This window comes from Novosphingobium olei (genome assembly GCF_012927405.1).
Lineage (GTDB): Bacteria > Pseudomonadota > Alphaproteobacteria > Sphingomonadales > Sphingomonadaceae > Novosphingobium > Novosphingobium olei.
The window spans coordinates 310,267-334,852 of record NZ_JABBGM010000001.1 but is presented as its reverse complement, the minus strand read 5'-3'; the positions used below and the strand labels follow the sequence as shown (position 1 = coordinate 334,852).

Genomic DNA, 24,586 nt, shown 5'->3' with positions numbered 1-24,586 from the left:
TGTCCTTTCAGGCGACTTTGGCCGTCGCCGGAGCGAAGGGGTCGGGAAGCTGGTCGATCAGCTTGTCGAGCGTCAGCGGGAAGCTGCGCACGCGCACCCCGCAAGCGTTGTGGATGGCATTGGCAATGGCGCCAGCCGCACCGCATATGCCCAGTTCGCCCACGCCCTTGGCCTGCAGCGGGCTGGCCGCCGCATCCCGCTCCTCGAGCAGGATGACCTCGATCGCCGGAACGTCCGCGTGAACCGGCACGTGATATTCGGCGAGGTCGTGGTTGACGAGGTGGCCGTCGCGCAAGTCGAACGCCAGTTCCTCGGTCAGTGCGCTGCCGATGCCCCAGACCATGCCGCCAAGGCACTGCGAGCGCGCGGTCTTGGCGTTGAGCACGCGGCCGAAGCCGAACGCCCCGGTCATCCGTCGCACCCGCGTTTCGCCGGTGAAGGCATGGACCGCGACTTCGGCAAAGAACGCGCCGTAGCTCGCCTGGGAGAAATCCTTGGCCGTCTTGCCGGGCTTGATCGAACCGGTTTCGGCCAGCGGCTTTTCCTGCACCAGGCCCGCGATCGGCTGCTGCTTGCCGCCGCCACTTGCGACGCCGTCCTTCAGCTGCAGCTCCTCGGCCTCGCACCCCAGTTTCTTGGCCAAGGTTTCACGGATCGCCTCGCAGGCGCGCATCACCGCAGATCCGGTGGAGATCGCTCCGAAGCTGCCGCCCGATCCTGCGCCAGCGGGCAGGCGCGTATCGCCCAGTTCCACTTTCACGCGCTCGATCGGCAGGCCGAGCATCTCGCCGGCGATCTGGCCGAGAATGGCATAGGAGCCTGTGCCGATGTCGGTCTGGTCGGTTTCCACCAGCGCACTGCCATCGGGATTCAGCGTCACCCGTGCCTCTGCCGGGACCATCATGTTGACGCGCGCCGCGCTGGCGACGCCATGGCCGATCCACCAGTCGCCCTCGCGCGTCTGGCAGGGCGTGGGCTGGCGCCGGTCCCAGCCGAAGGCCTTAGCTCCAGCTTCGAGCGCCTCGACCAGCATCCGCGAGGAATAGGGCGTGCCTTCAACCGGCACAGTCGCGGGCAGGTTGCGCTTGCGCAGTTCGATGGGGTCCATGCCGATCGCCTCGGCCAGTTCGTCCATCGCCGCCTCGAGCACCTGCATGCCGACCGCTTCGCCCGGTGCACGCACCGATCCTGCGGTCAGGCGGCTGATCCGCGCGACCTCCACCTTGAGCAGGCGGTTGTCGCCGCCGTAGAGGAATTCGGTCGCCTGCGTCACCGGCTCGGCGAAGTCTTCTTGCGGAAGGTTGGAGACGAGCGCCTCGTGCCCCAGCCCCACGATGCGCCCGCCCGCATCGGCAGCGAGCCGCACCCGCTGGCGCGTTTCGGAGCGCCGCATAACCGTCTGGAACACCTGCTGGCGCGTCATCACCACGCGCACCGGCCGGCCGATCTCTCGCGCCGCCACCGCCGCCGCCACGGCTTCGTGCGTGATGCCCAGCTTCGAGCCGAAGCCGCCGCCGACATAAGGCGCAATGATCCGCACCTTGTCCGGCTTGATCGAGAGGCAGTCGGCGATCTCCTTCACGTTGTGCGACAGCATCTGGTAGCTTCCGCGCAGGATCAGGCGGTCGTCCTGCCATTCGGCAATGGTCACGTGCGGCTCCATCGCCGCGCTGGCATGGCCGGGCGTGTCGTAAGAAACATCGATAGCGAACGCAGCCTCGCGCATGGCGGCGTCAAGATCGCCGCCTTCGATCGGCTTGCTGTCCGACGGGGTCTCGACCTCTGCCTGCGGGCTTTCGGGATCGAGCGGCACCGGCTTTTCCGCCGGATCGTAGTCCACGCGCAGCGCGAGCGCCGCGTCGCGGGCCTGCTCAAACGTTTCGGCGACCACCACGGCCACTGGCTGGCCGAAATATTCGACCGTGGTCACGTCCTGCGCCGGCGCCTTGCCCGCCGTCCCTTGCGCGGAGCGGCGCACCATCGCCTTGTCCGCGATCACCGCCATCACGCCCGGCATCGCCAGCACCGGATCTGCATGGATTTCGCGGACAGTCCCTTGCGGGATCGAGGCGAGCACGAGCACGCCTTCGGCGCAGTTAGGCAGATTCCATTCCGCCGAATAGGTCGCCGCGCCGCTCACTTTGAGCGGACCTTCCGGCCGGTCGAGCGGCTTGCCGATCAGGCCCTGGCCCGTGCGGTCGAGCAGGTTGCGCTCGTCGGGCCGGTTGTACATGTCCGAAAACGGAAGGCGCATGGGATCAGCCCTTTGCCGGGTTGGAGAGGGTCGCTTCAGCAAGCGTCGCGGCCAGCGCGCGACGTGCCAGCACGATCTTGAAGTCGTTTTCGCCAAAGCCGCGCGCATCACGCAGCAGCACGTCGGCGGCCTTGTCGAACAGCGCGGGCGAAGGCGTTTCGCCCACCAGCGCTTGCTCCACTGCGCGATCTCGCCAGGGCACGGTGCCAAGGCTGCCGAAAGCGAGCGCACAGCGCGCGATCCGCCCGTCTTCCATGGCAAGGTCCGCCGCCACCGAGACCAGCGCGAAGGCATAGGACGCGCGGTCGCGCACCTTGCGATAGATCTGCATTCCGCCGCTCGGCGCGGGCAGCCGCACCCCGGTGATCAGTTCGCCCGGAAGAAGCGTGTTGTCGCGCGACGGGTCGTCGCCCGGCTGGCGGTGGAACTGGCCGACCGGAATGGTTCGCTCGCCATCGGGCCCTTGCGTCAACACTTCGGCGTCGAGCGCCAGCAGCGCTACCGCCATGTCGCCGGGATAGGTCGCGATGCAAGCATCGCTGGTGCCGAGCACGGCGTGGATGCGGTTGAACCCGCCCAGCGCGCCGCAACCCGTTCCCGGTGCGCGCTTGTTGCACGCCTGCGTGGTGTCGTAGAAATAGCCGCAGCGCGTGCGCTGGCACAGGTTTCCGCCCGTGGTCGCGCGGTTGCGCAGCTGCGGGCTGGCCCCGGCCAGGATCGCTTGCGCCAGCAGCGGCCAGTCGCGCCGCACCCGGCCATCGGCGGCGCAATCGGCGTTGGTGACGAGCGCACCGATGCGCAGGCCCTCGCCGTCGGGAGCGATCTGGTCCAGCCCCGTGCGCCGGATCGAAACCAGCCGATCGGGCGCCGCGATCTGCAGCTTCATCAGATCGACCAGGTTGGTGCCCCCGGCAATCGCCGTGGCGCCAGCGCCAAGCGCATCGAGCGCATCTTGCGCATCGGCCGCGTGATCGAGCGTGAAGGCCTTCATGCGCTTGCCTCCGCGTCGATACGGAGGGGCCCTTCCGCCGCGATCACTTCTTCGAGCGCGGCGATGATGTTGGAATAGGCGCCGCAGCGGCACAGGTTGCCGCTCATCCGCTCCTGAAGTTCGGCGCGGGTCACCACCGGCGCGGCGGCAATGTCCTCGGTAACCGCGCTCGCCCAGCCTTCGGCAAGCTCGCTCATCAGCGCCGTGGCGGAACAGATCTGGCCCGGCGTGCAGTATCCGCACTGAAACCCGTCGTGGGCAACGAAGGCGCGCTGTAGTGGCGCCAGCGCGTCCGCCGAACCGATCGCCTCGATCGTTTCGATCGCATCGCCATCGTGCAGCTGCGCCAGCGAAAGGCAGGAATTGATCCGCCGCCCATCGACCAGCACCGTGCACGCGCCGCACTGGCCGTGATCGCATCCCTTCTTGGTGCCGGTCAGGCCCAGATCCTCGCGCAGCCAGTCGAGCAGCGTGCGGCGGCTGTCGTGTGGCAACGGGTGCTCGGTCCCGTTGACACGGGCATGCATCGGTGAGTTGGCCAAGTCGGAAGGTCCCTGCTTGAGCCAGCGGCGATCGTCGGCTCCACCGCCCGGAAACGTGCAAGGCCGCGCTTCGATCCTGACGGGCGAAAGTCGCGCTTCGATGGGTAACGCGCGCGCCGGGTGCGCGAAACCATTTTCGTCTGAAACCGTATTGCCGCTGCGCGCGCCGACCGTCCGCGCGTGCACCACAGGACCGATCCCGATGATGGAGGCCTTCCTTCCTGCTTTCCCGGATGATGCCATCGCCGCCACTCCGGCGGACTGCTTGCGCTTGCTCGCGCGCGGTGCGCAGGCGGGAATCGATGGCGTTCTGGTCACCCTCGTCGGCATCGAGGGCCGTTCGTCGCGCAGCATCGGAACGCAGATGGCCGTGCTGGCCGATGGGCGCAGCATCGGCTCCTTCTCCGGCGGCTGCGTCGAACGCGCGGTGATCGAGGAAGCGCGCGACGTACTGGTGCAAGGCACGCCCCGTACCGTGCGGTTCGGCGCCGGTTCGCCCTATATCGACGTGCGCCTGCCTTGCGGCGGCGGGATCGACCTGCTGTTCACGCCCGCGCCGTCTCCCGAACGGATCGCTGCTGCGCTCGCCACCCTGGAACGCCGCCGCTGCGCCACGATCGACCTTAGCGGCTGGCGGCAGACCTACCGCCCGCGTCCGCGCCTCGTGGCGCTTGGCCATGGCGAGGATCTGGCGGCCCTCGCCCGGCTCGCTCGCCGCTTCGGCCTTGCTGTGGAGGCTTTTGCGCCCGAAGGCGATCCGCACCGCGATCCCGACATCGCGCCGCTCACCCTGCGCACCCGGCTGCCCGACATCAGCGGCGACGCATGGACCGCCTTCGTATTCGCGTTCCACGATCGCGACTGGGAGGAATTCCTCCTGCCGCAGGCGCTCGCGCTTCCCGGCTATTACCACGGTGCTGTCGGCAGCCGCGCAACCCATCGCGCCCGCTGCGAAGCGCTTGCCCGGGCGGGCGTGCCTGCCCACCGCATCGACGCGCTGCGCGGCACCATTGGCCTTATCCCGGGTGCGCGCGATCCCGCCACGCTGGCGCTGTCGATCCTCGCGGAGATCGTGCAGGACTACAATGCCTGCGCCGGCGCGCCCGACTGGATGGCGTCAGCCCCCGCTTTGCCTGCCCACCATGCCGCCTGACGCGTTTGCGCTGGTCCTGCTCGCCGCTGGACGCAGCGAGCGCTTCGGCGGCAACAAGCTCGCCGCCAGCCTGGGCGGACGACCGGTGATAGAGCACACACTGGCCGCACTCGCCCCTCTGCCGCTGCGCTGGCGTTTCGCTGTCGTTTCGGCGACGACACCGCCGCTCCCCGGCTACCACACGCTGCGGCTCGATCCCCCCGATTCGCCCCAGTCCGCCTCGCTGCGGCTCGGCGTGGCTGCCGCGCAGGCGAGGGGCGCAAAGGCCGTGCTCGTCGCCCTTGCCGACATGCCGTTGGTGCCCACGGCCCACTTCGCCGCCCTGCTCGACCGGTTCGACGGCACCCGTATCGCCAGCCAGGCTGGCGGGGTACCGATGCCGCCCGCCCTGTTCGGCGCTTCGTGCTTCCGCGCCCTTCAGTCCCTCACTGGCGACCGCGGTGCGGGGCTGCTGCTGCGCGACGCTCCCGCCGTTCCCCTGCCCGAAGGCGCCGATCTCGATATCGACACGCCACAGGACCTCGCGCTGGCGGCTCAGGCCTAGGCTTAGAGAAGAAACCGCGCGCCCCGCGATGGAAGCGACGTCTAATTCGGCGCGATAACCGCCACGCGCTGATCGATCGCACCAAAAGGAGCGGCGCCATCGCTCGACTTGGCCACCATGTGCACGCTGTCGCCATCGGCCATGAACGGGGTTTGCGGTGCGCCGTGGGCGATGATCTCGATCGCGCGTCGTTCTGAAATGCACGCCGATCCACGCGTGGCATAGGTCGCGTTGGAGACGGTGCCCGATCCGATCACGGTGCCGGCAACCAGATCGCGGGTGCGTGCGGCATGCGCGACCAGTTCCGGGAAGGAAAAGGCCATCTCGCTGCCATCCACGCGGCCGAAGCGCTTTGCGTTCCAGTCGACGCCGAGTTCAAGGCAGACGCGCCCATCGCGCCAGTCGGACCCCAGGACGTCGGGCGTGACCGCAAAGGGCGCCATGCTGCACGGCGGCTTGGCCTGAACCCAGCCGAACCCGGTCTTCATCTCGATGGGCGCGATCGCGCGCAGCGACCAGTCGTTGATCTGCACCAGCAGGCGGATGTGCCGCGCCGCCTGTTCGACGCTGACGCCCATCGGCACGGCATCGACGATGACGCCGAATTCGCCTTCGAAATCGATCCCGTCGGCCTGGCTCGGGAAGCGGGCTGTCTCGGTCGGCGCGAGAAAGCGGTCGGAAAGGCCCTGGTACATCAGCGGGCGATCGGTGGGCACCGGATCGAGCCCGAAGGCGATCTGCATCAGTTCGCCATGGGTGGTGTAGGCCGAACCATCGAGCCATTGCCACGAACGCGGCAGCGGCGCGCGCACGTTGGCAGCGTCGAGTGCGTCCCAATCGCCGCTGTCCTGCGCGGCGAGCGCGCGCAAGGCGGGCTCCGCCGCATCCCAGCGCTCGATCGCGGTCAGCAGGTTGGGCCAGTCTGCCCCGGCGGCGCACCAGCGCGCGCCGTCGTCGGAAACGATCATCAGTTCGCCGTCGGGCGTACCGTTGGCGCGGGTGGCAAGACGCATGGGTTCAATCCTCGAAGATGGCGACGGCGCGGGTCCAGCCTGCCGAGGCGCCCTTGATCTTGTGCGGGAAGCAGCTGACGGTGAAGCCGCTGGCGGGCAGCACTTCGAGGTTGTGCAGCTTTTCGAGGTGGCAGTAGCCGATGTCGCGCCCGGCCTTGTGCCCTTCCCAGATCAGCGAGGTATCGCCCGTTTCCTTGACCTTCTGCGCGGTGTAGCTGAACGGCGCATCCCACGACCAGGCATCGGTACCGGTCACCCGCACGCCGCGGCTGGTCAGGTACATCGTCGCTTCGTAGCCCATGCCGCACCCGATGTTGACGAAGTCGGGATTGCCCACCGCCTTGCCCGCCGCGGTGTTGATCAGCACGATCTCGAGCGGCTTCAATTCGTGCCCGATGCGCGCAAGCTCGTCCTCGACATCCTGCGCGGTCACCACGTAGCCATCGGGGAAGTGCCGGAAATCGAGCTTCACGCCGGGCTGGAAGCACCATTCGAGCGGCACCTCGTCAATGGTCATGGCCGGCTTGCCGCCGTCCTGCGTGGGGTGAAAGTGCCACGGCGCATCGAGGTGCGTGCCGTTGTGCGTGGTCAGCGACACCTTCTCGGCGGCAGCGAAGCCTGCGCCGTCGGGCGTGTCCTGTGCCGTCACGTCGGGGAAGAAGAAGCCGAGCTCGCCCACCGTATCGCCGTGCTTCTGGTATTCGATGTGCGGCCGCATGAACGGCGGATCGGTCACCACCTCGTTTTCGAGATAGATTGACAGGTCCACGAAACGACGGGTCATGGTCTTCTTCTCCCTGCGCCTTTCAGCGCGCAATCAATTCGGCACGAAGTCCGGCAGGCGTGATAAGCGCCGCCAGCGCGAAGCCGAAGGCCAGCTTCGCCAGTAGCGCAGGCCACCAGGGCAGCTGCGCCAATCCGGCAAGCGTCAGTCCTGCGCCCGACAGCGCGATGCCTGCAACCGCACCCGCAACGCCGCAACTGACGCCGCGCAAAAGCAGCCCGCGCGGCATCCGCGTCGATCCACGGACCGGGTCGATGGTGCCCGATCGCAAGGCGCGGCGGGCAAGCGCGCCCGGAACCAGCGTCGCCATCAGTCCGATCATGAAACCCTGCGGACCAAAATCGAGCACATACCCCCCGCTTCCCCACACCGGCACGCTTGCGGAGTTCCCGAAAACGGCAAGGAAGAACAGCGCGCTCAACACCGTGTTGATCACGATGCTGACGCGGGTTTCGCGGCGGATATAGGCGGGTCCTGTCATTCAGGCAGCGGTACCCCCAAGGGTCTCGGCAAACCAATCAGAGATCAGGTCGCGACCATAAGCCATGTTGTCGGCCCCGACATGTTCCACCCCGCCTTCGCGCGCGGTGAAGATCACCTTTTCCCGCCGCGGCGAGTTGACCAGCTGGTCGTAAAGGTCATCGGCATAGGCGACGCTGATCTGGCGGTCGTTGGCGCCGTGGGTGACGAGGAACGGCACCTTGATACGGTCCATGTGGCCGTTGAGGTTCATGTCCGCGCTGCGTTCGAAGAACTCGTCCATGTCCTTCGCGCCGAATGCCCACATCACGTGCGCCCAATAGTGCGGCACAGGGTTTTCGCCCTCGCGCTTCAACCGCTTGTCCTGCACTTCGCGCCAGTTGTGGTTGGCGCCCCACACCGCGCCGCTGGCAAAGCGCGGTTCATAGGCGACGGCGCGCGGGGCGAAGTGGCCACCGAGCGAGATGCCCGTCATGCCGATGCGCGCGGGGTCGACGTCTGACTGAGTCTCGAGCCAGTCGACAGCCTTGCTCGCCCAGCTTTCCGAATGCGGATCGACCGGCAGGTCCTGCAGCCGCAGCGCCTCGCCCGAGCCGGGCTGGTCGACGCAGAGCGTGGAGATGCCGCGCCGCGCCAGTTCTTCGGGCAGCCGGGTCCAGTAGAGCAGTTCCTTGCAGCTATCGAGGCCGTTGCAGAACACCACCACCGGCTTGGCGCCCTCGCCCGGCGCGCGGGTGTAGAGCGCGGGCATCGTGCCATGTGCGAGCGGAATTTCCACCCGCTTGCGGTTGATCTTGCCCAGTGCGGTGGACTTGTCGAAGGCGGCGCGCGCCTTTGCAAAGGTTTCCTTGCGGCCCGGATGCCCGTGGCCCTGCATCCGCTCGGCGGTGATCAGGTATAGCGAGGCGCGTTCGAGCTTGTTTGAAGCCGAGAACAGCCGCCCCTTCGCTTCGTCTTCGGCGGCAAGCGCCAGCAGCTTGTCGCCCATCGCCACCCATTGCGCCATGAATTGCGGCGTGCCGGCGTCCGCGCCACTTGCCGCCGCATCGCGGATCGGCTGGCACATGTCGATGATCTCGCCGATCTGGCCCCCGCTTTCGAGCGCGATGGCTACCGACAGGTTCCAGATATAGTTCGGAAAATATTCGAAGAGAGCCACCGGACTGCCTCAGAAATAGGGGTGCGGATTGACGGTGTGGTCGGCGATCGGCTGCAGCACGTCCCAGTGCTCCACGATCTTGCCGTCCTTCAGGCGATAGATGTCGGCCACGGACCCGCCGTTGCCCTGTGCCCCGGTGCGGCCGTGCAGGTGTATCACCGCCACGTCGCCATCGACGATGATGCGCTTGATTTCGAAGCGCGATCCTTCGGCGCCGAACATGGGCGCTAGGGCATCGATCGCGGCACGCCGGCCATCGACGATGCCGGGGTTGTGCTGGATGTAGTCCGGGGCGACGTAGCGTTCGAAGGCGCCGCGCACGTCGCGCAGATCATAGAAGCGGTGGGCGAAGGCAGTGACGATCGCGCGGTTGCGTTCGGTCTCGCCGCGCCCGCTCCGCGCCACTGCAGGCGCGGAGGCCAGCGCCAGCAGCGCCAGCAGGGGCAAGGCTGCGCGCCGGACAATCACGCTTCGACCGCTTGGAACAGGCCTGGGTTGGGCGCCGGGTGCGGCAGCGTCTGCGGCCCGCCCGTGCCGATGCCCCACTGGTCCATCACCAACGGCGCGGGCGCGTGGACCTTGTGCTGATGCGTCTCGAAATCGACCTCTTCCAGTTCAGAGGTGTATTCGGTGACGAAGCCGCCCGGCGTCACGAAATAGCTGAAGGTGTTGTTGCCGGCGGTATGGCGGCCGGGGCCCCAGCCGATGTCGATGCCCTTCTGCTTCAGCCGGTGCACGCCGCGCATCATGTCGTCGACCGTCAGCACGTCGTAGGCGACGTGGTTCAGGCACGGCGGTCCGGGCAGGATGGCGATGCGGTGATGCGCCGAATTGCAGCGCAGGAAGCACATGAAGTCACCCAGCCAGTCGGACACCTTGAAACCCAGCACGTCCGTAAAGAACGCGACCATCTCGTGGTGCTTCGGACTGTGCAGCACGATGTGGCTGATCTTGACCGGCAGCCCTTCCCAGCGAGTCAGGTCGCGCGCGGGGCCCTTGGCGACATCGCTCGAAACTTCGAACAGCAGGCCATCGGGCGAAAAGAAACGGAAGCCATAGCCGCCGCCAGGCGTGGTCAGCGCATACGGAGCGGCAGCGATGCGGCAGCCCGCCGCCTCGACCTTGGCAAACAGGGCGTCGACATCGGCGCGGCTGTCGGCGGCAAGCGCGATCACGTCGACGCGGTTGGTCTCCGCCTTGCGCAGCTGCACGACGTGGTGCTCCTGCGCACCGGGTGCCTTGAACCAGGCCATGCCTTCGGCCTCGGCCACGGGGTCCAGCCCCCAGGTTTCGGCGTAGTAGGCCTTCTCGGCGTCGAAGTTTTCGACTCCGTAGCCGACGTAGCGGATTTCGGTGACGCGGCTCATGGCGTGTCGCTCCTTGGCAAGATCAGATGGGTTGCGAAACGACGGCGAACATCTCGCCCGTCGCCTTGTGATTATCGACCGGCGGCGCTTCGCCGAGCTGGCCCTTGCAGATGGCAAGGCTCGCCTCGACGATGTAGCGGCAGCGTTCGTAGCGGCGATCGCGATAGGCTTTGAGCGCGGTCTCCACCTCCGGGTGGCGTTCAAGCTCCTCGGCCAGCACGATCGCGTCCTCGATCGCCATGCCCGCGCCCTGGCCCAGATGTGGCGTCGTCGCGTGGACCGCATCGCCCAGCAAACCGATGCGCCCCCGGCTCCAGGGCCCGTGGACCATGGTCGCTTCGAGCGGGCGATAGACCACCCCGTCATCGTCGGTGATCTGGTCAGCAAGGGCACGGATCTGCGGCGAGCAGCGGGCGATCCTGGCGCGCATCTCTGCTGCGATGCCCTCGCGCGGATAGCGCGGATTGCCCGGCTCGGGCGTGGTCACGAACATGTACATCGTGTCCGCACTCATCGGCACGAGGCCCACGCCGGTGGGGCCGTTGTAGATCTGCAGCGCATCGAGATCGGCGGGACGCGGGAAGTTGTAACGCCACACCGCCTGACCGGTGAATTGCGGCGTCTCTGCCTGCGGCAGGATTTCGGCGCGGGTCTGCGAATAGACGCCATCCGCACCGATCACCAGATCGAAGGTTTCGCGGCCGCCATCGGACAAGTCGACGGTGACGGCCTTGCCGTCATCGGCGAACGAGGTTGCGGTAACACCCAAGCGGATCTGCGCGCCGTGGTCCCTTGCCGCTTCGCCCAGCACCTGCTGCAGGGCACGCCGGCCGATGCCGACGTTGGCGGGCTTGCCTTCGACCAGCCGCGGCGCGGGCACGCGTGCAACCTTGCTGCCATCGGGCAGGAAAATCTCCACCGCATCGAAGCCGCAGGCCGCATCGAGGAAGCGATCGAGCACGCCCAGCTGGTCCATCGCCCGCACGACATTCGCCTGCTGGATGATACCAACGCCGTAGACCGACCATTCCGGGTCGCGTTCGACAATGGTGACGTCATGCCCCTTGCGGCTGAGCGCAATGGCGGCGGAAAGGCCGCCGATGCCGGCGCCGATGATAAGGGTGCGCAATGGGATCTCCCGGGTCCGCTAAATCTTGTGCCGCCCAAGCTAGTCATGCGCGCGCCATCACAAAAACGATTTGTTCTGATCCATGACGATCCATGCTATTTATGGCACATGCGCTTCAAGGGACTCGACCTCAACCTGCTCGTCGCACTCGACGCCTTGCTCGAGGAAGCGAGCGTCACGCGGGCGGCTGAGCGGCTCTATCTCAGCCAGCCGGCGGCCAGCGCGGCGCTGGCCCGTCTGCGCGAATGGTTCGGCGATCCGCTGCTCAGCGCCCATGGCAAGCGCATGGTGCCGACCCCCTATGCACTGCGCCTGAAGCCGATGCTCAAGTCGGTGCTGACCGAACTCGACGTGCTGGTGGGCCAGCCGACGAACTTCTCGCCAGAGACCGAGCAGCGCCGGGTGCGCGTGTGCACGGCGGACTACATCACCAGCGTCGCCTTGGCGCCGCTGTCGCTGCGGCTGGCCGAGCTTGCGCCGGGTATCGCGCTGGAAGTTGTCCCGCCCGACGACAATGCCGGCGGCCTGCTTGACCGGGGAGAGATCGACCTGCTGATCGTGCCCGCCGAATGGGCGAGCCTTGACCATCCGGTGCGTCCGCTGCTGGAGGAACACCACGTCGTCGCTGGTTGGAACCGCAACCCGCTGTTCCAGCGCGAAGGTGCCATCGACAAGGCCGCCTTCACCGCGGCTGGCCATGTCACCGTGCGGATCGGGCGATTGTCGCGCCTTTCCTTTGCCGAGGCGCAGTTGCGCGCAGGTGGGATTACCCGGCGCGAAGAGGTAGTGGTTCCGGGCTTTGCGCAAGTGCCGCCGCTGCTGGTCGGCACGCAACGGCTGGCAGTCATGCACGCGCGGCTTGCGCAGGATGCGGCGCGGCATTACCCGATTGCCTTCGCCCCCCTTCCCTTCGCGATGCCGCCGATGCGCGAAACGGTGCAGTACCACCGCGCGCGCGCCAACGATCCCGTGCTGCTATGGCTGCTCGACCGGCTGGACGAAGCGGTGTCCGAGCGGGACCGGCAGAACCCGGTCCCGGTTGCCGCCTGACCGCCCCGCCGGGCAGTCCGCGTCAGATCACCCCGGCCCTCATCTGTTCCACCGCATGAGCGCAGGCACGCGCGGTCAACGCCATGTAGGTGAGCGAGGGATTCTGGCACGCCGACGAGCTCATCTGCGCGCCGTCGGTCACATAGAGGTTGGCCACCTGGTGGGCGCGGCTGAAGCGGTCGAGCACCGAGGTCTGCGGGTCCCAGCCCATGCGCGCGCCGCCCATCTCGTGGATCGCGCTGCCGCCGGGGCCGGGACGGTCCATGCCCATCAGCACCTTGCCGCCCGCAGCCGTCATCATCACCGCCGCCTGTTCCTTGGCATCGGCAAGCGCCGCATGTTCCTCTGCGCCGTGGGCGAAGTGGACTTCAAGCTGGGGCACGCCGCGCGGATCGGTGGCCTTGCCCAGCGTCAGCCGGTTGCTGGCGCGCGGCAGACTTTCGGCAAACGTGACCAGCACCATGCGCCACGGGCCGACCTGTTGCAGATCGTCCTTGAAGCCCGCGCCGGTGCCCGCCATCCGCTTGCCCCGGCTCCAGCCGCTCTGCAGTGCGCCGCCCTGATAGGAATAGCCGCGCGTGAAGCCCTGCCCGTCGAGCGTTTCGAGATTGCGGAAGCGCGGGATGACGATGCCCGTAGGGCGGTTGCCGAAGCTGGTGCGGTCTGAAAATCCGGGGAACTCGGCGATGACAGACAGCGTGTTGGCGTGGTCCATGATGTGCGTGCCAAGCACGCCCGAGCCATTGGCGAGGCCATTGGGCATCGCCTCGCTTGCCGAATTGAGCAGCAGGTGAACCGAGTTGAAGGCCCCTGCATTGAGGAAGACGAGCCGCGCGGTGGCAGCCTTGCGCGCCCCCGTCTTCGTCTCGATCCAGCGCACGCCCGTCACGCGGCGGGTCTTGGGGTCGTAATCGACCTTTTCGACTTGCGCGTCGGTGACGACGGTGAGCAACCCGGTCTTCGTCGCTGCCGGAAGCGTCGAGGACTGGGTGGAGAAGTAGGCTCCATAGGAACAGCCGCGCGCGCAGATCGAGCGGTACTGGCAGTGCGAGCGGCCCTCGGCCTCCTTGGCCTCCGTCAGATTGGCCGTGCGCCCCACCGTCAGGCAGCGTTCGGGCCACTGCGCGGCGATCCTTTCGCGCACGGCCTGTTCGACCACGTTGAGCGCCATCGGCGGCTGGAAATGACCATCGGGCAGTTGCGCAAGCCCTTCCTTCGCGCCCGACACGCCAACGAACTCCTCGACCTTGTCATACCACGGCGCGAGTTCGGCATAGCGGATCGGCCAGTCGGTGCCGTGGCCGTCGCGCTTGTTCGCACCGAAATCGTAGTCCGACCAGCGATAGCACTGGCGCCCCCACGTCAGCGAACGACCGCCCAGCTGGTAGGAGCGGAACCACGTGAAATCGGTGTCCGCACCGGTCTCGTAGGGGTTGTCCTTGTCGTTGACGAAGTGCCCTTCGGTGAATTCGTTGAAGTGCCGGTTCTTGCGCTGCACCGCGTATTCGCGGGCATAGAGCGCGGCATCGCCGAGGCCGCGGAACGGCAATTCCCACGGGGCCTTGGTCTCGGTGTCGTAGTCGACCTGATGCTCGATCTTGCGGCCGCGCTCGATCATCAGGACTTTCAGGCCGGCTTCGGTCAGTTCCTTGGCCGCCCAGCCGCCGGTGATGCCCGAGCCCACCACGATCGCGTCAAACTGGTGCTGCATCAGCCGAACTCCACTGCGGTCCAGTCGCTCGACCAGGCCCGGTATCCGGGGGTCAGCGGGATGTCATTGTCAAAGCGGCCGGGCACGAGTTCGTAGCGCAATTCCTGCGCGGCGCCGGTCTGGCTGGTATAGTAGCCCGTGAGGATGAGGCCCTTGACCAGGGCCCACGGCGACGGATCGGCCGGCGGCGGTCCCGGCGGGAACGCTGTCGCATCGAGCTTGGCAAGCATGGCGGCGCGAGCCTGCGGTGCAGCACCGAGGAAATCGCCGCCGCCGGCGCGGTCGAGCGTGCGTTCGAGCCAGAGCAAGTGGTCGAGCGAGCCGTCGGGACGCAAGGGCATCGGTTCGCCGGCAGGGCTGGAGGCGCTCGCCGGTTCGCGGCTGCCGTCAAGACCATGGGCAAGGGCGAGGATCAGGAAGTCGCCGACGCCCACCTCCCCAGCTCCCGGCGTGCCGGTGCGCGGGATCACGAGCTGGCTGACCTCGCGCGCCAACACGCGCTGGCGCGCCGTCGGCAGGTCAGCGTCGGCCATGTCGCTGAGCCGGACGGCGGCGACGGGAATGCCGAGCGCCAAGGCCAGCAGGGCAGCGCCCGAGAGGAATTCGCGGCGATCGACAGCCATGATCAGAAGCCCATCAGCTTGCGGTTGAGCGCGCGGTCCGAGCCGCTGTCGGCGAAATCGTCGAAGGCGCGGTCCGTGGTGCGGATGATGTGGCGCGCAATGAACGGCGCGCCTTCGGCCGCGCCCTGTTCGGGATGCTTGAGCGCGCATTCCCATTCGAGCACGGCCCAGCCGGCGTAGTCGTACTGGGCCATCTTGCTGAAGACCTGCCCGAAATCGACCTGCCCATCGCCCAGGCTGCGGAAACGGCCGGGACGATCGACCCAGTTCTGGTAACCGCCATAGACGCCGATGCGGCCCGAGGGGCGGAACTCGGCGTCCTTCACGTGGAAGCACTTGATGCGTTCGTGGTAGATGTCGATGAAGGCGAGGTAATCGAGCTGCTGCAGCACGAAGTGGCTGGGATCGTAGAGGATGTTGGCGCGCGGGTGGTTGCCGGTGCGCGCAAGGAACATCTCGAAGGTGATGCCATCGTGAATATCCTCGCCGGGATGGATCTCGAAGCCGATGTCGACGCCGTTTTCATCGAACACATCGAGGATCGGCTTCCAGCGCCGCGCGAGCTCGTCGAACGCGTCGTCCACCAGCCCCGCCGGGCGCTGCGGCCAGGGGTAGAAATAGGGCCAGGCGAGCGCGCCCGAGAAACTGGCGTGGGTGGTAAGGCCAAGGCGGCGACTTGCAACGGCGGCAAGGCCCATCTGCTCTACCGCCCAGGCCTGCCGCGCCTGCGGGTTGCCGCGCACTTCGGGAGCGGCGAAGCCATCGAACAGCGCATCGTAGGCAGAGTGCACCGCCACCAGCTGGCCCTGTAGGTGGGTCGACAGCTCGGTGATGGCAAGGCCCTTGGCGGCGAGCTTGCCCGTCACTTCGTCGCAGTAGTCCTGGCTCTGCGCGGCCAGCGCCAGATCGAACAGGCGCGTATCGTTCGATGGCAGCTGCAGACCCTTGTAGCCAAGCGCAGCAGCCCAGTCGGCAATCGCGTCGAGCGAATTGAACGGGGCCGCATCGCCCGCAAACTGCGCGAGGAAAATGCCGGGGCCCTTGATCGTCTTCATGGCTGAACCTCTTTCAGATATCGAGCGTGACCCAGCCGGCGCGGGCGCGGCTGGCGGCAACGGCGGCGGCAATGAAGGCCATCGAGCGCAGGCCTTCGGCAATGCCCGGCAGCAGCGGCGCCGGCTCGCCCCGCAGCTGCGCGGCGAAATCGCGGTAGAGGTTGGCAAACGCTTCGAGATAGCCTTCGGGGTGGCCGCCCGGCGTCCGGCTGCGCGCGGCAGCATCGGGGCCGAGCAGCCCGGTGCCGGCGCGGATCACCTCGCTGCTGCCATCGAGCCGATTGAGGATCAGCGTGTTGGGTTCCTCCTGCCGCCAGGTGAGGCCGCCCTTGTCGCCATAGATGCGGAAGCGCAGGCCGTTCAGTTCGCCCACCTCGATCTGGCTGGCGAGCAGCACCCCGCGCGCGCCATTGGCGAAGCGCAGCAGCACGGTGCAGTCATCGTCGAGCGCGCGCCCGGGAACGACCGCGCCAAGGTCCGCGAGCAGTTCGGTGACGGCAAGACCGGTGACGAATTCGGCGAGGTGGAAGGCATGGACGCCGATGTCGCCGATGCAGCCGCCATCGCCCGCGCGCGCCGGATCGACGCGCCATTCGGCTTGCTTGCCCGCAGCTTCGCCTGCGAGCCAGCCTTGCGGATATTCCACCACCACCTTGCGCACGGTGCCGATCGCGCCAGCGGCGATGCGCGCGCGCGCTTCGCGCACCAGCGGATACCCGGAATAGGTGTAGGTCAGGCCATAGGGCAGCCCTGCCGCCGCGACGAGGGCGGCCAGTTCCTTCGCCTCTGCCAGCGTGGCGGTCATCGGCTTGTCGCTCAAAACCGGAATGCCTGCGGCAAGAGCGGCGCGCGCGGCGGGCAGGTGGTGATGATTGGGGCTGACGATGGCGACGAAGTCGATCCCGTCATCCCGCGCAGCTTCGCCCGCCAGCATGGCCGCGACATCGCTGTAGGCGCGCGCCGGATCGATGCGATAGACTTCGCCCGCCGCCGCCGAGCGCGCTGCGTCGGACGAAAAGGCGCCCGCGACCAGCTCGATCTCGCGATCCATCTCGGCCGCAATGCGGTGGACGGGGCCGATGAAGGCCCCCGGCCCGCCGCCGATCATCCCCATGCGCAAACGTCGAGTCATGGCTGCTCTCCCGTGGAGCCGAACAGGCTACGTGGCAGGGCCGCTGCGCACAATGCAGCAGCTCCGAGAATGGCGGCCAGCACCACCGCGGCGATCGTGGTGCCGTGGCCTGCGAACCACGCGCCGCCCACGACAGCCGCCCCCAACGCCCCGCCGACCTGCTGTGCGGTCTTGAGCATGCCGCTGGCAATGCCGGCATGGGCGTGGCGAACGCGGGCCAGCGCAATCGGCGTCAACGGTCCGGCTACCATGCCCATGGCGAGCCCCGTCGGCACCAGAAGCACGGCGAGCAAAGCGGTCGGCGGGGCAGTGGGCACCAGCAGCAGCACCGACGCGCCCAGCAGTGCCATCGCGCTCGCGCCAACGAAAGGGATCCACTTGCCGAGTCTGGGCAACAGCTTGCGGCCGACGAAGGCGATGCCGAGCGATACGCCCACGCCGAACGGCGCCAGCAGCAACGCGGTATCGAGCGGGCTGCGCGCCAACAGGTGCTGCACCGCGAGCGCGAAGACCAGTACGAAGCCGCTCACGCCCGCCGAAAAGCAAACGGAAGCCGATAACCCCAGCGTGAAGGCGCGTTCGTGAAACAGCGTCGGCTCAATCAGCCGATCCTTGCCTACGCGCCCGCGCGCTCGGGCATGGGCCAGCGCCAGCACCGCAATCAGAGGAACGGCGCCGAGCAGCGCGAGCGTCCACACCGGCCAACCAAGCTCGGGCCCCTGCACCATCGGCACCAGCAGTGCGACCAACCCTGCGCCGAGCAGCGCGGTACCGCCAAGGTCGAGGCCCTGCGCATCGGGCGAGCGCGCATCGGGCAGGAAGCGCGTGCCTGCCGCCAGCGCGACGACCCCGATGGGAAGATTGATCAGGAACACCGCACGCCAGCCAAGGCCGAACGGGTTCGCCGCGATCAACAGCCCCCCGACGATCGGCCCGAGTACGGCGGCGATGCCCCCCAGCGTCCCGAACCACGCAAGCTTGGCGATGCGTTCGGTGGGCGAGAACAGGACTTGCACCACTGCCATCACCTGCGGCCCCATCAGCGCGGCTGCGCAGCCTTGCGCCACGCGACAGGCGACCAGTTGGTCCGCGCTCTGCGCCATGCCGCAACCCAGCGAGGCCAGCGTGAAGGCCGCAACGCCGGCCAGGAACAGGCGGCGATATCCGAACAGGTCACCCAGCCGCCCGCCGGCGACAAGGAACACCGAAAAACTGAGGAAATAGCCCGCCACCATCCACTGCGCCGCCGCGTTCGATGCGGAAAGCTCCTGCTGGATCGCAGGCAGCGCGGTGTTGACGATGGTGGAATCGGCGATGTCGAGCACGAACGCGAGCATGACCGTAAGCAAGGCGAGATTTCGCCGGGTATCGGCCTGCGGGGACATCGGCATGCGGGCTTTCGCAAAAAGAGTTGGGCGCCGGCCCACTTTGGAACCGGCGCCCGTCTGGACTAGGCGGAGATCAGATCTTCCAACCGAAGCGCACGCCCCAGGTGCGCGGCGGCTGGAACTGATAAGTGTTCAGGTTCGACACGAAGTTACGCTGCGCGTTGGCGAGCACGACCTTGTCGGTAAAGTTGCGCACGAACGCGGTCACCGACCACTGGCCGTTTTCCGGCTCGTAGGTCAGCGAAGCGTTGCCCGTGGCATAGGGGCGGCTCTGCGTGTCGCTGTTGTTGAACACAGAATAGTAGAACGCCGAGCTGTACTTGCCGTCGATGCGTGGCGTCAGCTTGCCGCTGCCGACCGGGAAGGCATATTCGATGCCGCCCGAAACCGACAGGCTCGGTGCGTTGGGCAGGCGGTTGCCGGTGATGTTGAACGAACTGGGCGGGTTGTCGCCATCGACCACGACGATGTCGTTGCCGTTCACATCCTTGCCGAAGCGGGTGTGCAGGTATGCGGCGTTGAAGTCGATCCGGCCGCCTTCGCCGAACAGGGCGATGGTCTGCAATTCGGCACCGTAGATCTTGGCGCTGCCGACGTTGAAGATGCCCGACGAGCAAGTCGGACACGACGTCTGCGAAGCCTGGTAGCCCTTGTAGTCGAAGTAGAACGCCGCCGCGTTCACCTGCAGGCGATTGCCAAGGAAGCGGTTCTTGGTACCGATTTCGAAGGCGTCGAGCTTCTCGGGCGAATAATCGACCGAGGCGCCGCTGCCATTCGAGTTGAAGCCGCCCGCCTTGTAGCCGCGATCGTACTTGGCATACAGCAGCGTGTTGGACGTGGGCGTGTAGTCGAGCCCGGCGTGCCAGGTCGCTTCGCCATGCTTCATGTTGCCGGCACCATCGGTGGTGACCGTCACGAACGGCGGCACGAAAGGCGAAACCAACGCGCCGATGATCAGGTTGGCACTACCGGTGCGGACCTTGCTGTCCCAGGTGTAGCGACCGCCCAGCGACAGCTTGAGCTGCTCGGCCAGCTTGACCGCGACCTGGCCGAACACGGCGTCGGACTTGGTCTTGATCTTGTAGTCGAACTTGATGCCGTACTGGCCGGCATAGCTGTGATCCGCCAGCGGACCGCCCGGCGCGAACAGCCCCGTCATCTCCACGTTGTAGAGACCGGAATCGATCGTGTTGTCTTCCTGGAAATGGAAATAGCCAGCCTGGAAGAACACCTTGCCGTTGGCATCGTTGTTGATGCGCACTTCGTGGTTCCAGGTGCGCGGATCCTCGCCCTGGATGAACTGGCGGTTGGCGGGATAGCCCGGACCGGTTGCGTCAAGCCGGTGATTCCACGTCTGGTGGTCGTATCCGCCTGCGTACGTCAGCGTAAGATCGCCCGGCAGCCGGTCATAGCTCGCTTCCCAGCGGACGCGATCGCCCTTCAGGCGATTTGACGTCGGCGCATAGTTGGGAAACGACTTCGCATCGCCGAAGTCAGGACGCGTGCGCAGAGCGGAGGTGAGCGCGACATCGCCCACCGCGTGGATGTCATCGTGCTGGTACGAGGCCCAGAGCTTGAGCCCGTCGACCGGCTGCGCCGCCATCTGGATGCGGCCCGACGTGGTGTTGTCGTCATCGCCGCGATCATCGATCACGGTTAGCTTGCGATATCCGTCATGCTGGCGATGCGTGCCCGAAATGCGGAACTGCAGGCGGTCGTTGACCGGCACGTTGGCGCCTGCTTCGACGTTCAGCGCGTTGTAGTTGCCGACTTCGATCGAGCCATAGGTGCCCGCGTCCTTGCCCGGGCGGTTGGTGATGATCGAGACCAGGCCCCCGGTCGAATTGCGGCCATTGAGCGTGCCCTGGGGCCCCTTCAGCACTTCGACGCGGGCGATGTCGTACATCGACGTGCCGATCGAGAACGAGCGGTTGGTGTAGAATCCGTCGCGCGCGATCGGAACCGACGGATCGCCCACTTCGGTCACGTCGGTCGAAGCCACGCCGCGCACCGCGACATAGGCTGCGCCGGTGGCCGAGGTGACGTTGACGCTGGGATCGATGGCGGAGAGCGCCTGGACGGTGGCAATGCCCTTTTCGGCAAGGTCTGCACCGGTGTAGACGGTGAGTGCCACGGCGGTCTTCTGCGCGCTGGTTTCCGCGCGAGTTGCCGTGACGATGATTTCCTTCAGGCCATCCTCGGACGATGCGCCGGTGGCGGCGGCATCCTGCGCGGCGCCCTGCGCGGCGCCCTGCGCCATCGCAACATGTGGCAAGGCAAGCGTGCTGGCGCCGATCATCAGCGCCGCGGCAAAGCTGCGGTTCATTGCATTCCTCCCCGAATCGACGCCGTATCGCATGTCGACGTCAAACTAAAATCAGCATTCCAATTTTGATACCGCCTGTCAAGATCCGGCGCTCGATAGCGAGCGTGGTCCGGCGGGCATCAATATGGTGCGAGGCAAATACCATATGGATTGCCGTATGATCACGGAAACGATTTGTTCTTATCGTTTTCCATCCACGCCATCGATGATTGGCTGAACGCGATCAGGCGCTTGACAAGCGCGCCAGACCAGCGCGATACCATAAAACCAGAATAGCGGTTCCAATTTGACCGCGATCAATGCGAATCCGGGAGAGGTCGATGTCAGCCCCAGAAAGCGCCACCGTGTCAGGCGCCCGCCAGCCTGGCCTTATTCAGGGCATGATCGTCGTCATCGCGGGATTCCTGCCGATCATCGCGATAGTTTCGATGTTCCCTGCCGTACCCGCGATCATCGCCCATTTCCACGATGATCCGGCCGCGATGGTCAAGGTGCCGGCGATGGTGTCCGCACCAGGGCTCACCATCGCGCTCTTGGCGCTGTTCGCGGGTTGGCTGGTCGATCGCTATGGCCGGCGCAAGCTGCTGCTGGTGTCGACGCTGACGTATGGCTTCTTCGGCGCGGCGCCCTTCTTCCTCGACGATCTGAACGCCATCTACGCCTCGCGCCTGCTGCTCGGCGTGTCCGAAGCGGCAATCCTGACCACGCTCAACACGCTGATCGGGGATTACTGGGACGAAGCCGGCCGCCATCGCTGGCTCTCCATCCAGGGCATCGCCGGCCCGTTTCTGGGCAGCGCGGTGATCTTTGCCTCGGGCTACCTCACCGCGATGCGCTGGAATGCCATCTTCCTGATCTACACCGTCGGCTTCCCGATCTTCATCGCGATGTGGCTTTTCCTGTTCGAACCGCAGAGCGATGCCAATGCCCGCCGGATGCTGGGCATCGGCGAGGATGCGCGGACGGCGTTCCCGTGGCGAAACGTCCTGGGATACGCCGCGATCACGCTGTTCGGCGCCTCGCTCTACTATGTCTTCATCATCAACGGCGGCATCGTCTGGCAGGAGCTGGGGGTCAAGGATTCGGGCGAGATCGGCCGCCTGAGCACCCTGCCCAGCCTGTTCGTCATCGTCGGCGCGGTGATCTTCTGGCTGACCGGCAAGCTCGGCTCGCGCTTCCAGCTCGCGCTGTTCCTCGGCCTCATCGCCACCGGGCTTACGCTGATCGGCATCGCGCACGACTGGCGCTGGATGGTGGCCGCCATGGCCGTGCAGCAGACCGGCGCCGGCATGGCAGTACCGACACTGATCGCCCTCGCCCAGTCCAAGCTACCGTTCGAACATCGCGGTCGCGGCATGGGGGTGTGGACTGCCTGCTTCTTCTTCGGCCAGTTCTCCTCGCCGCTGCTGGTCAGCCTGATCCGGCAGGCGACCGGCACGATGCAGGGTGCGTTCTTCGTCGCTGGCCTGCTCGGCCTCGTTGTTGCCGCGCTCGCCTTCTTCCTTTTCGCGCCGCGTCGCACCGATGCGGCCGCCCTCCAAGCCGGAGCCTGAGCTTTAACCATGACATCCAAGATCAAAAGAGGCGTCAGCCTTTACAGCTTCCAGGAAGAGCTGTTCCTTGGCCGGATGAACGTGGAGGACTGCGTGTCCTTCGCCACGTCGATCGGCGCGAACGGTATCGAGATCCTGCCCGAACAGAACATGCCCACCTTCCCCAACCTGTCCGATGCGCAGGTGGAGGAATGGAAGGCGATGCTGGCGCGTCACGGCGCGCACTTCACCGCCTATGACATGTTCCTCGATACCAAGGTCCGCAAGGACCGCCTGATGACCGACGACGAACAGGTCGAGAGCATCCGCCGCGACCTCGTCCTGTGCAACCGGCTCGGCATCAGGAACATGCGCGTGCTGGTGTTCGTGCGTCCCGACATCCTTGGCGCTTGCGTGCCCTATGCCGAAGAACTGGACGTGCACATGGGCGTCGAAGTGCACGCCCCGTGGCACCTCGAACATGCCTGGATCCTGCGGACGATCGACGAAGCCGATCGTCTCGGCACCAAGCACCTCGGCATCCTGCCCGACATGGGCATCTTCATGAAGCACTATCCGCCCGCCTTCCGCGCCCGCTTCGAGCGGCAGGGCGCGCGGCCCGAAGTCGCGCAGTTCATCGTCGACAGCCATGAAGCCAAGATCATGGCCGAATACACCATCTACGAAGTCGCGGTGAAGATGGGCGGTAACAAGGCCGAAGTGGCGATGGCCGAAACGCTGCGCCATGCACCTTATGCGAACCCCAAGCGGATCGGCGATTACGCCCCCTATTTCCGCCACATCCAGGCCAAGTTCTACGAAATGAACGAGGACTGCACCGACCCGGCGATCGCTTACGACGAAGTGATCCCCGAACTGGTCAAGTGCGGCTGGGAAGGCACGCTTTCGAGCGAATACGAAGGCAACCGCTGGATTCAGGACGTGATGGAAGTGGACAGCCGCGAGCAGGTCCGCCGCCAGCACGCGATGTTTGAGCGCCTGATCGCCGAGGCTGAGGCCAAGTACGGCGCGATGGCTGCGGCATGATGCGGCAGCTTAGCCTCCTGCTGCTCGCCAGCTGTGCGCTGGGGCTTTCCAACCCGGCGGCAGCCCAGGCGGGCATGCCGGAGGTGGCCCGCGAAACCGTGCCCGCGCCGGCGCAGCCCGGCGCCCTCGCCTTGCCCACGGCCACCCCTGGTCCCGATCGCGAAATCTGGCACACCGACGCCGGGCAACTGGCGGTGCGCAATGTCACGCGCCCCACGCTTAATCCGTTTCTGCCCGTGGGACGCGGCACCGGCGCGGCGGTGATCATTGCGCCGGGGGGCGGCTTCCTTGGCCTGGCCATCGAAAAGGAAGGCTGGAACGTTGCCCGCTGGTTCGCCAACCATGGCATCGCCGCTTTCGTCCTCAAGTACCGCGTGCTGCCGACGCCGGTTTCGCAAAGCGAGTTCGCCGACAAGCTCGCCGGGGCTATCCGCGGTGAGAAGGTCGGCTTCGGCCCGCCTGACGATACCCCGCCCGAAGCACTGGCCGATGGCCTCGCCGCCCTGCGCCATGTCCGCGCCCACGCCGCCGATTATGGCATCGACCCGGCGCGCATCGGCTTCATGGGCTTTTCGGCGGGCGGATTCCTGACCCGCAGCGTGGTCGAACATGCGGGCGCCGACATGCCGGCCTTCGTCGCGCCGATCTATCCCAACATGCGGCCGATGACGGTGCCCGACAACGCGCCGCCGATGTTCGTGGGCATAGCTGCCGACGATTTCCTGATCGGCATGGCCGGCGGCCGGACCGCCCTGGTCGACAGCTACCGCAAGGCCGGCAAGCCGATCGAATTCCACCTGTTCGACCACGGCGGCCACGGCTTCGGCCTGGGCAACCGCGACGACACCACCTCCCAGTGGCCCGACCTGATGCTTGCCTGGCTCAAGGTTCGCGGCCTGATCAAGGACCAGAACTGATGTTCGACAAGTACATCATCGACCCCGCCACCCTGCGCAACACCGGCCCGGCCGACGCGCCGACCGGCTTCGCTTTCGAATCCAAGCTCGGCTATTATCGCGGCCTCGGCCTTTCGATGATCGAGGAACTGAACGTCTCGGTCGATGGCGAGACGCTGCCGCGCGATGCGGTCCGCTTCGACGAAGGCAACGGCCCGATCTCGCTTGACGAGATGGAAACCGCCTTTGACCGACGCTGGCCCTTCGGAACTCCGGCGACGATCCTGGTGTCGCGCGAAGGCGGCTTCCCCAAGGGGGCGCACACGCTCGGTCTCGTCCAGAAGCTGCGGGTTTCGTACCTGCCCTTCCCGTCGTTCAATACCGACGAAAAGCAGGTGGACTTCGCCTGA

23 protein-coding genes are annotated in these 24,586 nt (G+C 66.7%); 7 read left to right on the top strand and 16 right to left on the bottom strand.

From position 1 onward, the window contains the following. Positions 1–7: 7 nt before the first annotated feature. Genes HHL27_RS01500 through HHL27_RS01490 form a run of 3 tightly spaced genes read right to left on the bottom strand, consistent with a single transcriptional unit; the run spans position 8 to position 3,973 of the window. Positions 8–2,254: a xanthine dehydrogenase family protein molybdopterin-binding subunit gene (locus tag HHL27_RS01500; protein ID WP_169491598.1), complete on the bottom strand. Its 2,247-nt coding sequence runs from the start codon at positions 2,252–2,254 to the stop codon at positions 8–10. A 4-nt stretch (positions 2,255–2,258) separates the two neighbouring features. Beyond that, positions 2,259–3,245: an FAD binding domain-containing protein gene (locus HHL27_RS01495; protein WP_169491597.1), complete on the bottom strand. Its 987-nt coding sequence runs from the start codon at positions 3,243–3,245 to the stop codon at positions 2,259–2,261. Continuing rightward, positions 3,242–3,973, bottom strand: a complete 732-nt coding sequence (locus HHL27_RS01490; RefSeq protein WP_420874023.1) for a 2Fe-2S iron-sulfur cluster-binding protein — start codon at positions 3,971–3,973, stop codon at positions 3,242–3,244. Before HHL27_RS01490 ends, HHL27_RS01495 begins: the two co-directional genes overlap by 4 nt. A 16-nt stretch (positions 3,974–3,989) precedes the next feature. On the opposite strand from HHL27_RS01490, the gene HHL27_RS01485 reads away from it, so the two are divergent. Beyond that, positions 3,990–4,940: an XdhC family protein gene (locus HHL27_RS01485; RefSeq protein ID WP_240959242.1), complete on the top strand. Its 951-nt coding sequence runs from the start codon at positions 3,990–3,992 to the stop codon at positions 4,938–4,940. Further along, positions 4,930–5,484, top strand: a complete 555-nt coding sequence (locus HHL27_RS01480; RefSeq protein ID WP_169491596.1) for a nucleotidyltransferase family protein — start codon at positions 4,930–4,932, stop codon at positions 5,482–5,484. Before HHL27_RS01485 ends, HHL27_RS01480 begins: the two co-directional genes overlap by 11 nt. Before the next feature lie 41 nt (positions 5,485–5,525). Here HHL27_RS01480 and HHL27_RS01475 read toward each other — a convergent pair whose 3' ends face one another. The 7 genes from HHL27_RS01475 to HHL27_RS01445 are packed head-to-tail and all read right to left on the bottom strand — an operon-like array spanning position 5,526 to position 11,416. Then, on the bottom strand, positions 5,526–6,497 hold the full coding sequence (locus tag HHL27_RS01475; RefSeq protein WP_169491595.1) for a fumarylacetoacetate hydrolase family protein: 972 nt from the start codon (positions 6,495–6,497) through the stop codon (positions 5,526–5,528). A 4-nt stretch (positions 6,498–6,501) separates the two neighbouring features. Beyond that, on the bottom strand, positions 6,502–7,281 hold the full coding sequence (locus tag HHL27_RS01470) for a cyclase family protein (protein ID WP_169491594.1): 780 nt from the start codon (positions 7,279–7,281) through the stop codon (positions 6,502–6,504). Positions 7,282–7,303: 22 nt separating this feature from the next. Further along, positions 7,304–7,762, bottom strand: coding sequence for a hypothetical protein (locus tag HHL27_RS01465; protein ID WP_169491593.1), 459 nt, complete (start codon positions 7,760–7,762; stop codon positions 7,304–7,306). Beyond that, positions 7,763–8,920: an alpha/beta fold hydrolase gene (locus HHL27_RS01460; protein WP_169491592.1), complete on the bottom strand. Its 1,158-nt coding sequence runs from the start codon at positions 8,918–8,920 to the stop codon at positions 7,763–7,765. It lies immediately after the preceding gene. 9 nt (positions 8,921–8,929) lie between these two features. Next, complete coding sequence (locus HHL27_RS01455) at positions 8,930–9,388, bottom strand: nuclear transport factor 2 family protein (protein WP_338114796.1); 459 nt, start codon at positions 9,386–9,388, stop codon at positions 8,930–8,932. Continuing rightward, a complete protein-coding gene (locus tag HHL27_RS01450) occupies positions 9,385–10,287 on the bottom strand; it encodes a VOC family protein (protein WP_169491591.1) in 903 nt (300 codons plus the stop codon). Before HHL27_RS01450 ends, HHL27_RS01455 begins: the two co-directional genes overlap by 4 nt. Positions 10,288–10,309: 22 nt before the next feature. Then, positions 10,310–11,416 carry an FAD-dependent oxidoreductase gene (locus tag HHL27_RS01445; protein ID WP_169491590.1) on the bottom strand — a complete coding sequence of 369 codons (1,107 nt, stop codon included), beginning with the start codon at positions 11,414–11,416 and terminating at the stop codon, positions 10,310–10,312. 108 nt (positions 11,417–11,524) lie between these two features. Here HHL27_RS01445 and HHL27_RS01440 point away from each other — a divergent pair, with 108 nt between their 5' ends. Beyond that, positions 11,525–12,466 (top strand): LysR family transcriptional regulator, encoded by a 942-nt coding sequence (locus HHL27_RS01440; protein ID WP_169491589.1) that lies wholly within the window; start codon positions 11,525–11,527, stop codon positions 12,464–12,466. A 22-nt stretch (positions 12,467–12,488) separates the two neighbouring features. Here HHL27_RS01440 and HHL27_RS01435 read toward each other — a convergent pair whose 3' ends face one another. The 6 genes from HHL27_RS01435 to HHL27_RS01410 form a co-directional block, all read right to left on the bottom strand. Continuing rightward, positions 12,489–14,177, bottom strand: coding sequence for a GMC oxidoreductase (locus HHL27_RS01435; protein WP_169491588.1), 1,689 nt, complete (start codon positions 14,175–14,177; stop codon positions 12,489–12,491). Further along, the gene (locus HHL27_RS01430) at positions 14,177–14,800 is read right to left on the bottom strand and encodes a gluconate 2-dehydrogenase subunit 3 family protein (protein ID WP_169491587.1); all 624 of its coding nucleotides are present in this window, start codon (positions 14,798–14,800) and stop codon (positions 14,177–14,179) included. Before HHL27_RS01430 ends, HHL27_RS01435 begins: the two co-directional genes overlap by 1 nt. A gap of 2 nt (positions 14,801–14,802) precedes the next feature. After that, on the bottom strand, positions 14,803–15,855 hold the full coding sequence (locus HHL27_RS01425; RefSeq protein WP_169491586.1) for a sugar phosphate isomerase/epimerase family protein: 1,053 nt from the start codon (positions 15,853–15,855) through the stop codon (positions 14,803–14,805). Positions 15,856–15,868: 13 nt separating this feature from the next. Then, complete coding sequence (locus HHL27_RS01420) at positions 15,869–16,987, bottom strand: Gfo/Idh/MocA family oxidoreductase (protein WP_240959241.1); 1,119 nt, start codon at positions 16,985–16,987, stop codon at positions 15,869–15,871. Beyond that, positions 16,984–18,378, bottom strand: a complete 1,395-nt coding sequence (locus HHL27_RS01415; protein ID WP_169491585.1) for an MFS transporter — start codon at positions 18,376–18,378, stop codon at positions 16,984–16,986. The genes HHL27_RS01420 and HHL27_RS01415 overlap by 4 nt, the downstream gene beginning before the upstream one ends. A gap of 70 nt (positions 18,379–18,448) precedes the next feature. After that, positions 18,449–20,701 (bottom strand): TonB-dependent receptor, encoded by a 2,253-nt coding sequence (locus tag HHL27_RS01410; RefSeq protein WP_169491584.1) that lies wholly within the window; start codon positions 20,699–20,701, stop codon positions 18,449–18,451. A 320-nt stretch (positions 20,702–21,021) separates the two neighbouring features. Between HHL27_RS01410 and HHL27_RS01405 the strand changes: the two genes are divergently transcribed. From HHL27_RS01405 to HHL27_RS01390, 4 genes are read left to right on the top strand one after another with little or no spacing between them, the layout of a single operon-like run. Beyond that, positions 21,022–22,254: an MFS transporter gene (locus HHL27_RS01405; protein WP_169491583.1), complete on the top strand. Its 1,233-nt coding sequence runs from the start codon at positions 21,022–21,024 to the stop codon at positions 22,252–22,254. 9 nt (positions 22,255–22,263) lie between these two features. Continuing rightward, on the top strand, positions 22,264–23,280 hold the full coding sequence (locus HHL27_RS01400; RefSeq protein WP_169491582.1) for a sugar phosphate isomerase/epimerase family protein: 1,017 nt from the start codon (positions 22,264–22,266) through the stop codon (positions 23,278–23,280). Then, positions 23,277–24,197 (top strand): alpha/beta hydrolase, encoded by a 921-nt coding sequence (locus HHL27_RS01395; protein ID WP_240959240.1) that lies wholly within the window; start codon positions 23,277–23,279, stop codon positions 24,195–24,197. The genes HHL27_RS01400 and HHL27_RS01395 overlap by 4 nt, the downstream gene beginning before the upstream one ends. After that, the gene (locus HHL27_RS01390) at positions 24,197–24,586 is read left to right on the top strand and encodes a C-glycoside deglycosidase beta subunit domain-containing protein (RefSeq protein WP_169491581.1); all 390 of its coding nucleotides are present in this window, start codon (positions 24,197–24,199) and stop codon (positions 24,584–24,586) included. The genes HHL27_RS01395 and HHL27_RS01390 overlap by 1 nt, the downstream gene beginning before the upstream one ends.

Bases quoted from the DNA above. Each gene is read 5' to 3' on its own strand.
- HHL27_RS01500 (WP_169491598.1), bottom strand. From the start codon at position 2,254: ATGCGCCTTCCGTTTTCGGACATGTACAACCGGCCCGACGAGCGCAAC.
- HHL27_RS01495 (WP_169491597.1), bottom strand. From the start codon at position 3,245: ATGAAGGCCTTCACGCTCGATCACGCGGCCGATGCGCAAGATGCGCTC.
- HHL27_RS01485 (WP_240959242.1), top strand. From the start codon at position 3,990: ATGATGGAGGCCTTCCTTCCTGCTTTCCCGGATGATGCCATCGCCGCC.
- HHL27_RS01480 (WP_169491596.1), top strand. From the start codon at position 4,930: ATGCCGCCTGACGCGTTTGCGCTGGTCCTGCTCGCCGCTGGACGCAGC.
- HHL27_RS01475 (WP_169491595.1), bottom strand. From the start codon at position 6,497: ATGCGTCTTGCCACCCGCGCCAACGGTACGCCCGACGGCGAACTGATG.
- HHL27_RS01470 (WP_169491594.1), bottom strand. From the start codon at position 7,281: ATGACCCGTCGTTTCGTGGACCTGTCAATCTATCTCGAAAACGAGGTG.
- HHL27_RS01465 (WP_169491593.1), bottom strand. From the start codon at position 7,762: ATGACAGGACCCGCCTATATCCGCCGCGAAACCCGCGTCAGCATCGTG.
- HHL27_RS01450 (WP_169491591.1), bottom strand. From the start codon at position 10,287: ATGAGCCGCGTCACCGAAATCCGCTACGTCGGCTACGGAGTCGAAAAC.
- HHL27_RS01440 (WP_169491589.1), top strand. From the start codon at position 11,525: ATGCGCTTCAAGGGACTCGACCTCAACCTGCTCGTCGCACTCGACGCC.
- HHL27_RS01435 (WP_169491588.1), bottom strand. From the start codon at position 14,177: ATGCAGCACCAGTTTGACGCGATCGTGGTGGGCTCGGGCATCACCGGC.
- HHL27_RS01430 (WP_169491587.1), bottom strand. From the start codon at position 14,800: ATGGCTGTCGATCGCCGCGAATTCCTCTCGGGCGCTGCCCTGCTGGCC.
- HHL27_RS01425 (WP_169491586.1), bottom strand. From the start codon at position 15,855: ATGAAGACGATCAAGGGCCCCGGCATTTTCCTCGCGCAGTTTGCGGGC.
- HHL27_RS01420 (WP_240959241.1), bottom strand. From the start codon at position 16,987: ATGACTCGACGTTTGCGCATGGGGATGATCGGCGGCGGGCCGGGGGCC.
- HHL27_RS01415 (WP_169491585.1), bottom strand. From the start codon at position 18,378: ATGCCGATGTCCCCGCAGGCCGATACCCGGCGAAATCTCGCCTTGCTT.
- HHL27_RS01410 (WP_169491584.1), bottom strand. From the start codon at position 20,701: ATGAACCGCAGCTTTGCCGCGGCGCTGATGATCGGCGCCAGCACGCTT.
- HHL27_RS01405 (WP_169491583.1), top strand. From the start codon at position 21,022: ATGTCAGCCCCAGAAAGCGCCACCGTGTCAGGCGCCCGCCAGCCTGGC.
- HHL27_RS01400 (WP_169491582.1), top strand. From the start codon at position 22,264: ATGACATCCAAGATCAAAAGAGGCGTCAGCCTTTACAGCTTCCAGGAA.
- HHL27_RS01395 (WP_240959240.1), top strand. From the start codon at position 23,277: ATGATGCGGCAGCTTAGCCTCCTGCTGCTCGCCAGCTGTGCGCTGGGG.
- HHL27_RS01390 (WP_169491581.1), top strand. From the start codon at position 24,197: ATGTTCGACAAGTACATCATCGACCCCGCCACCCTGCGCAACACCGGC.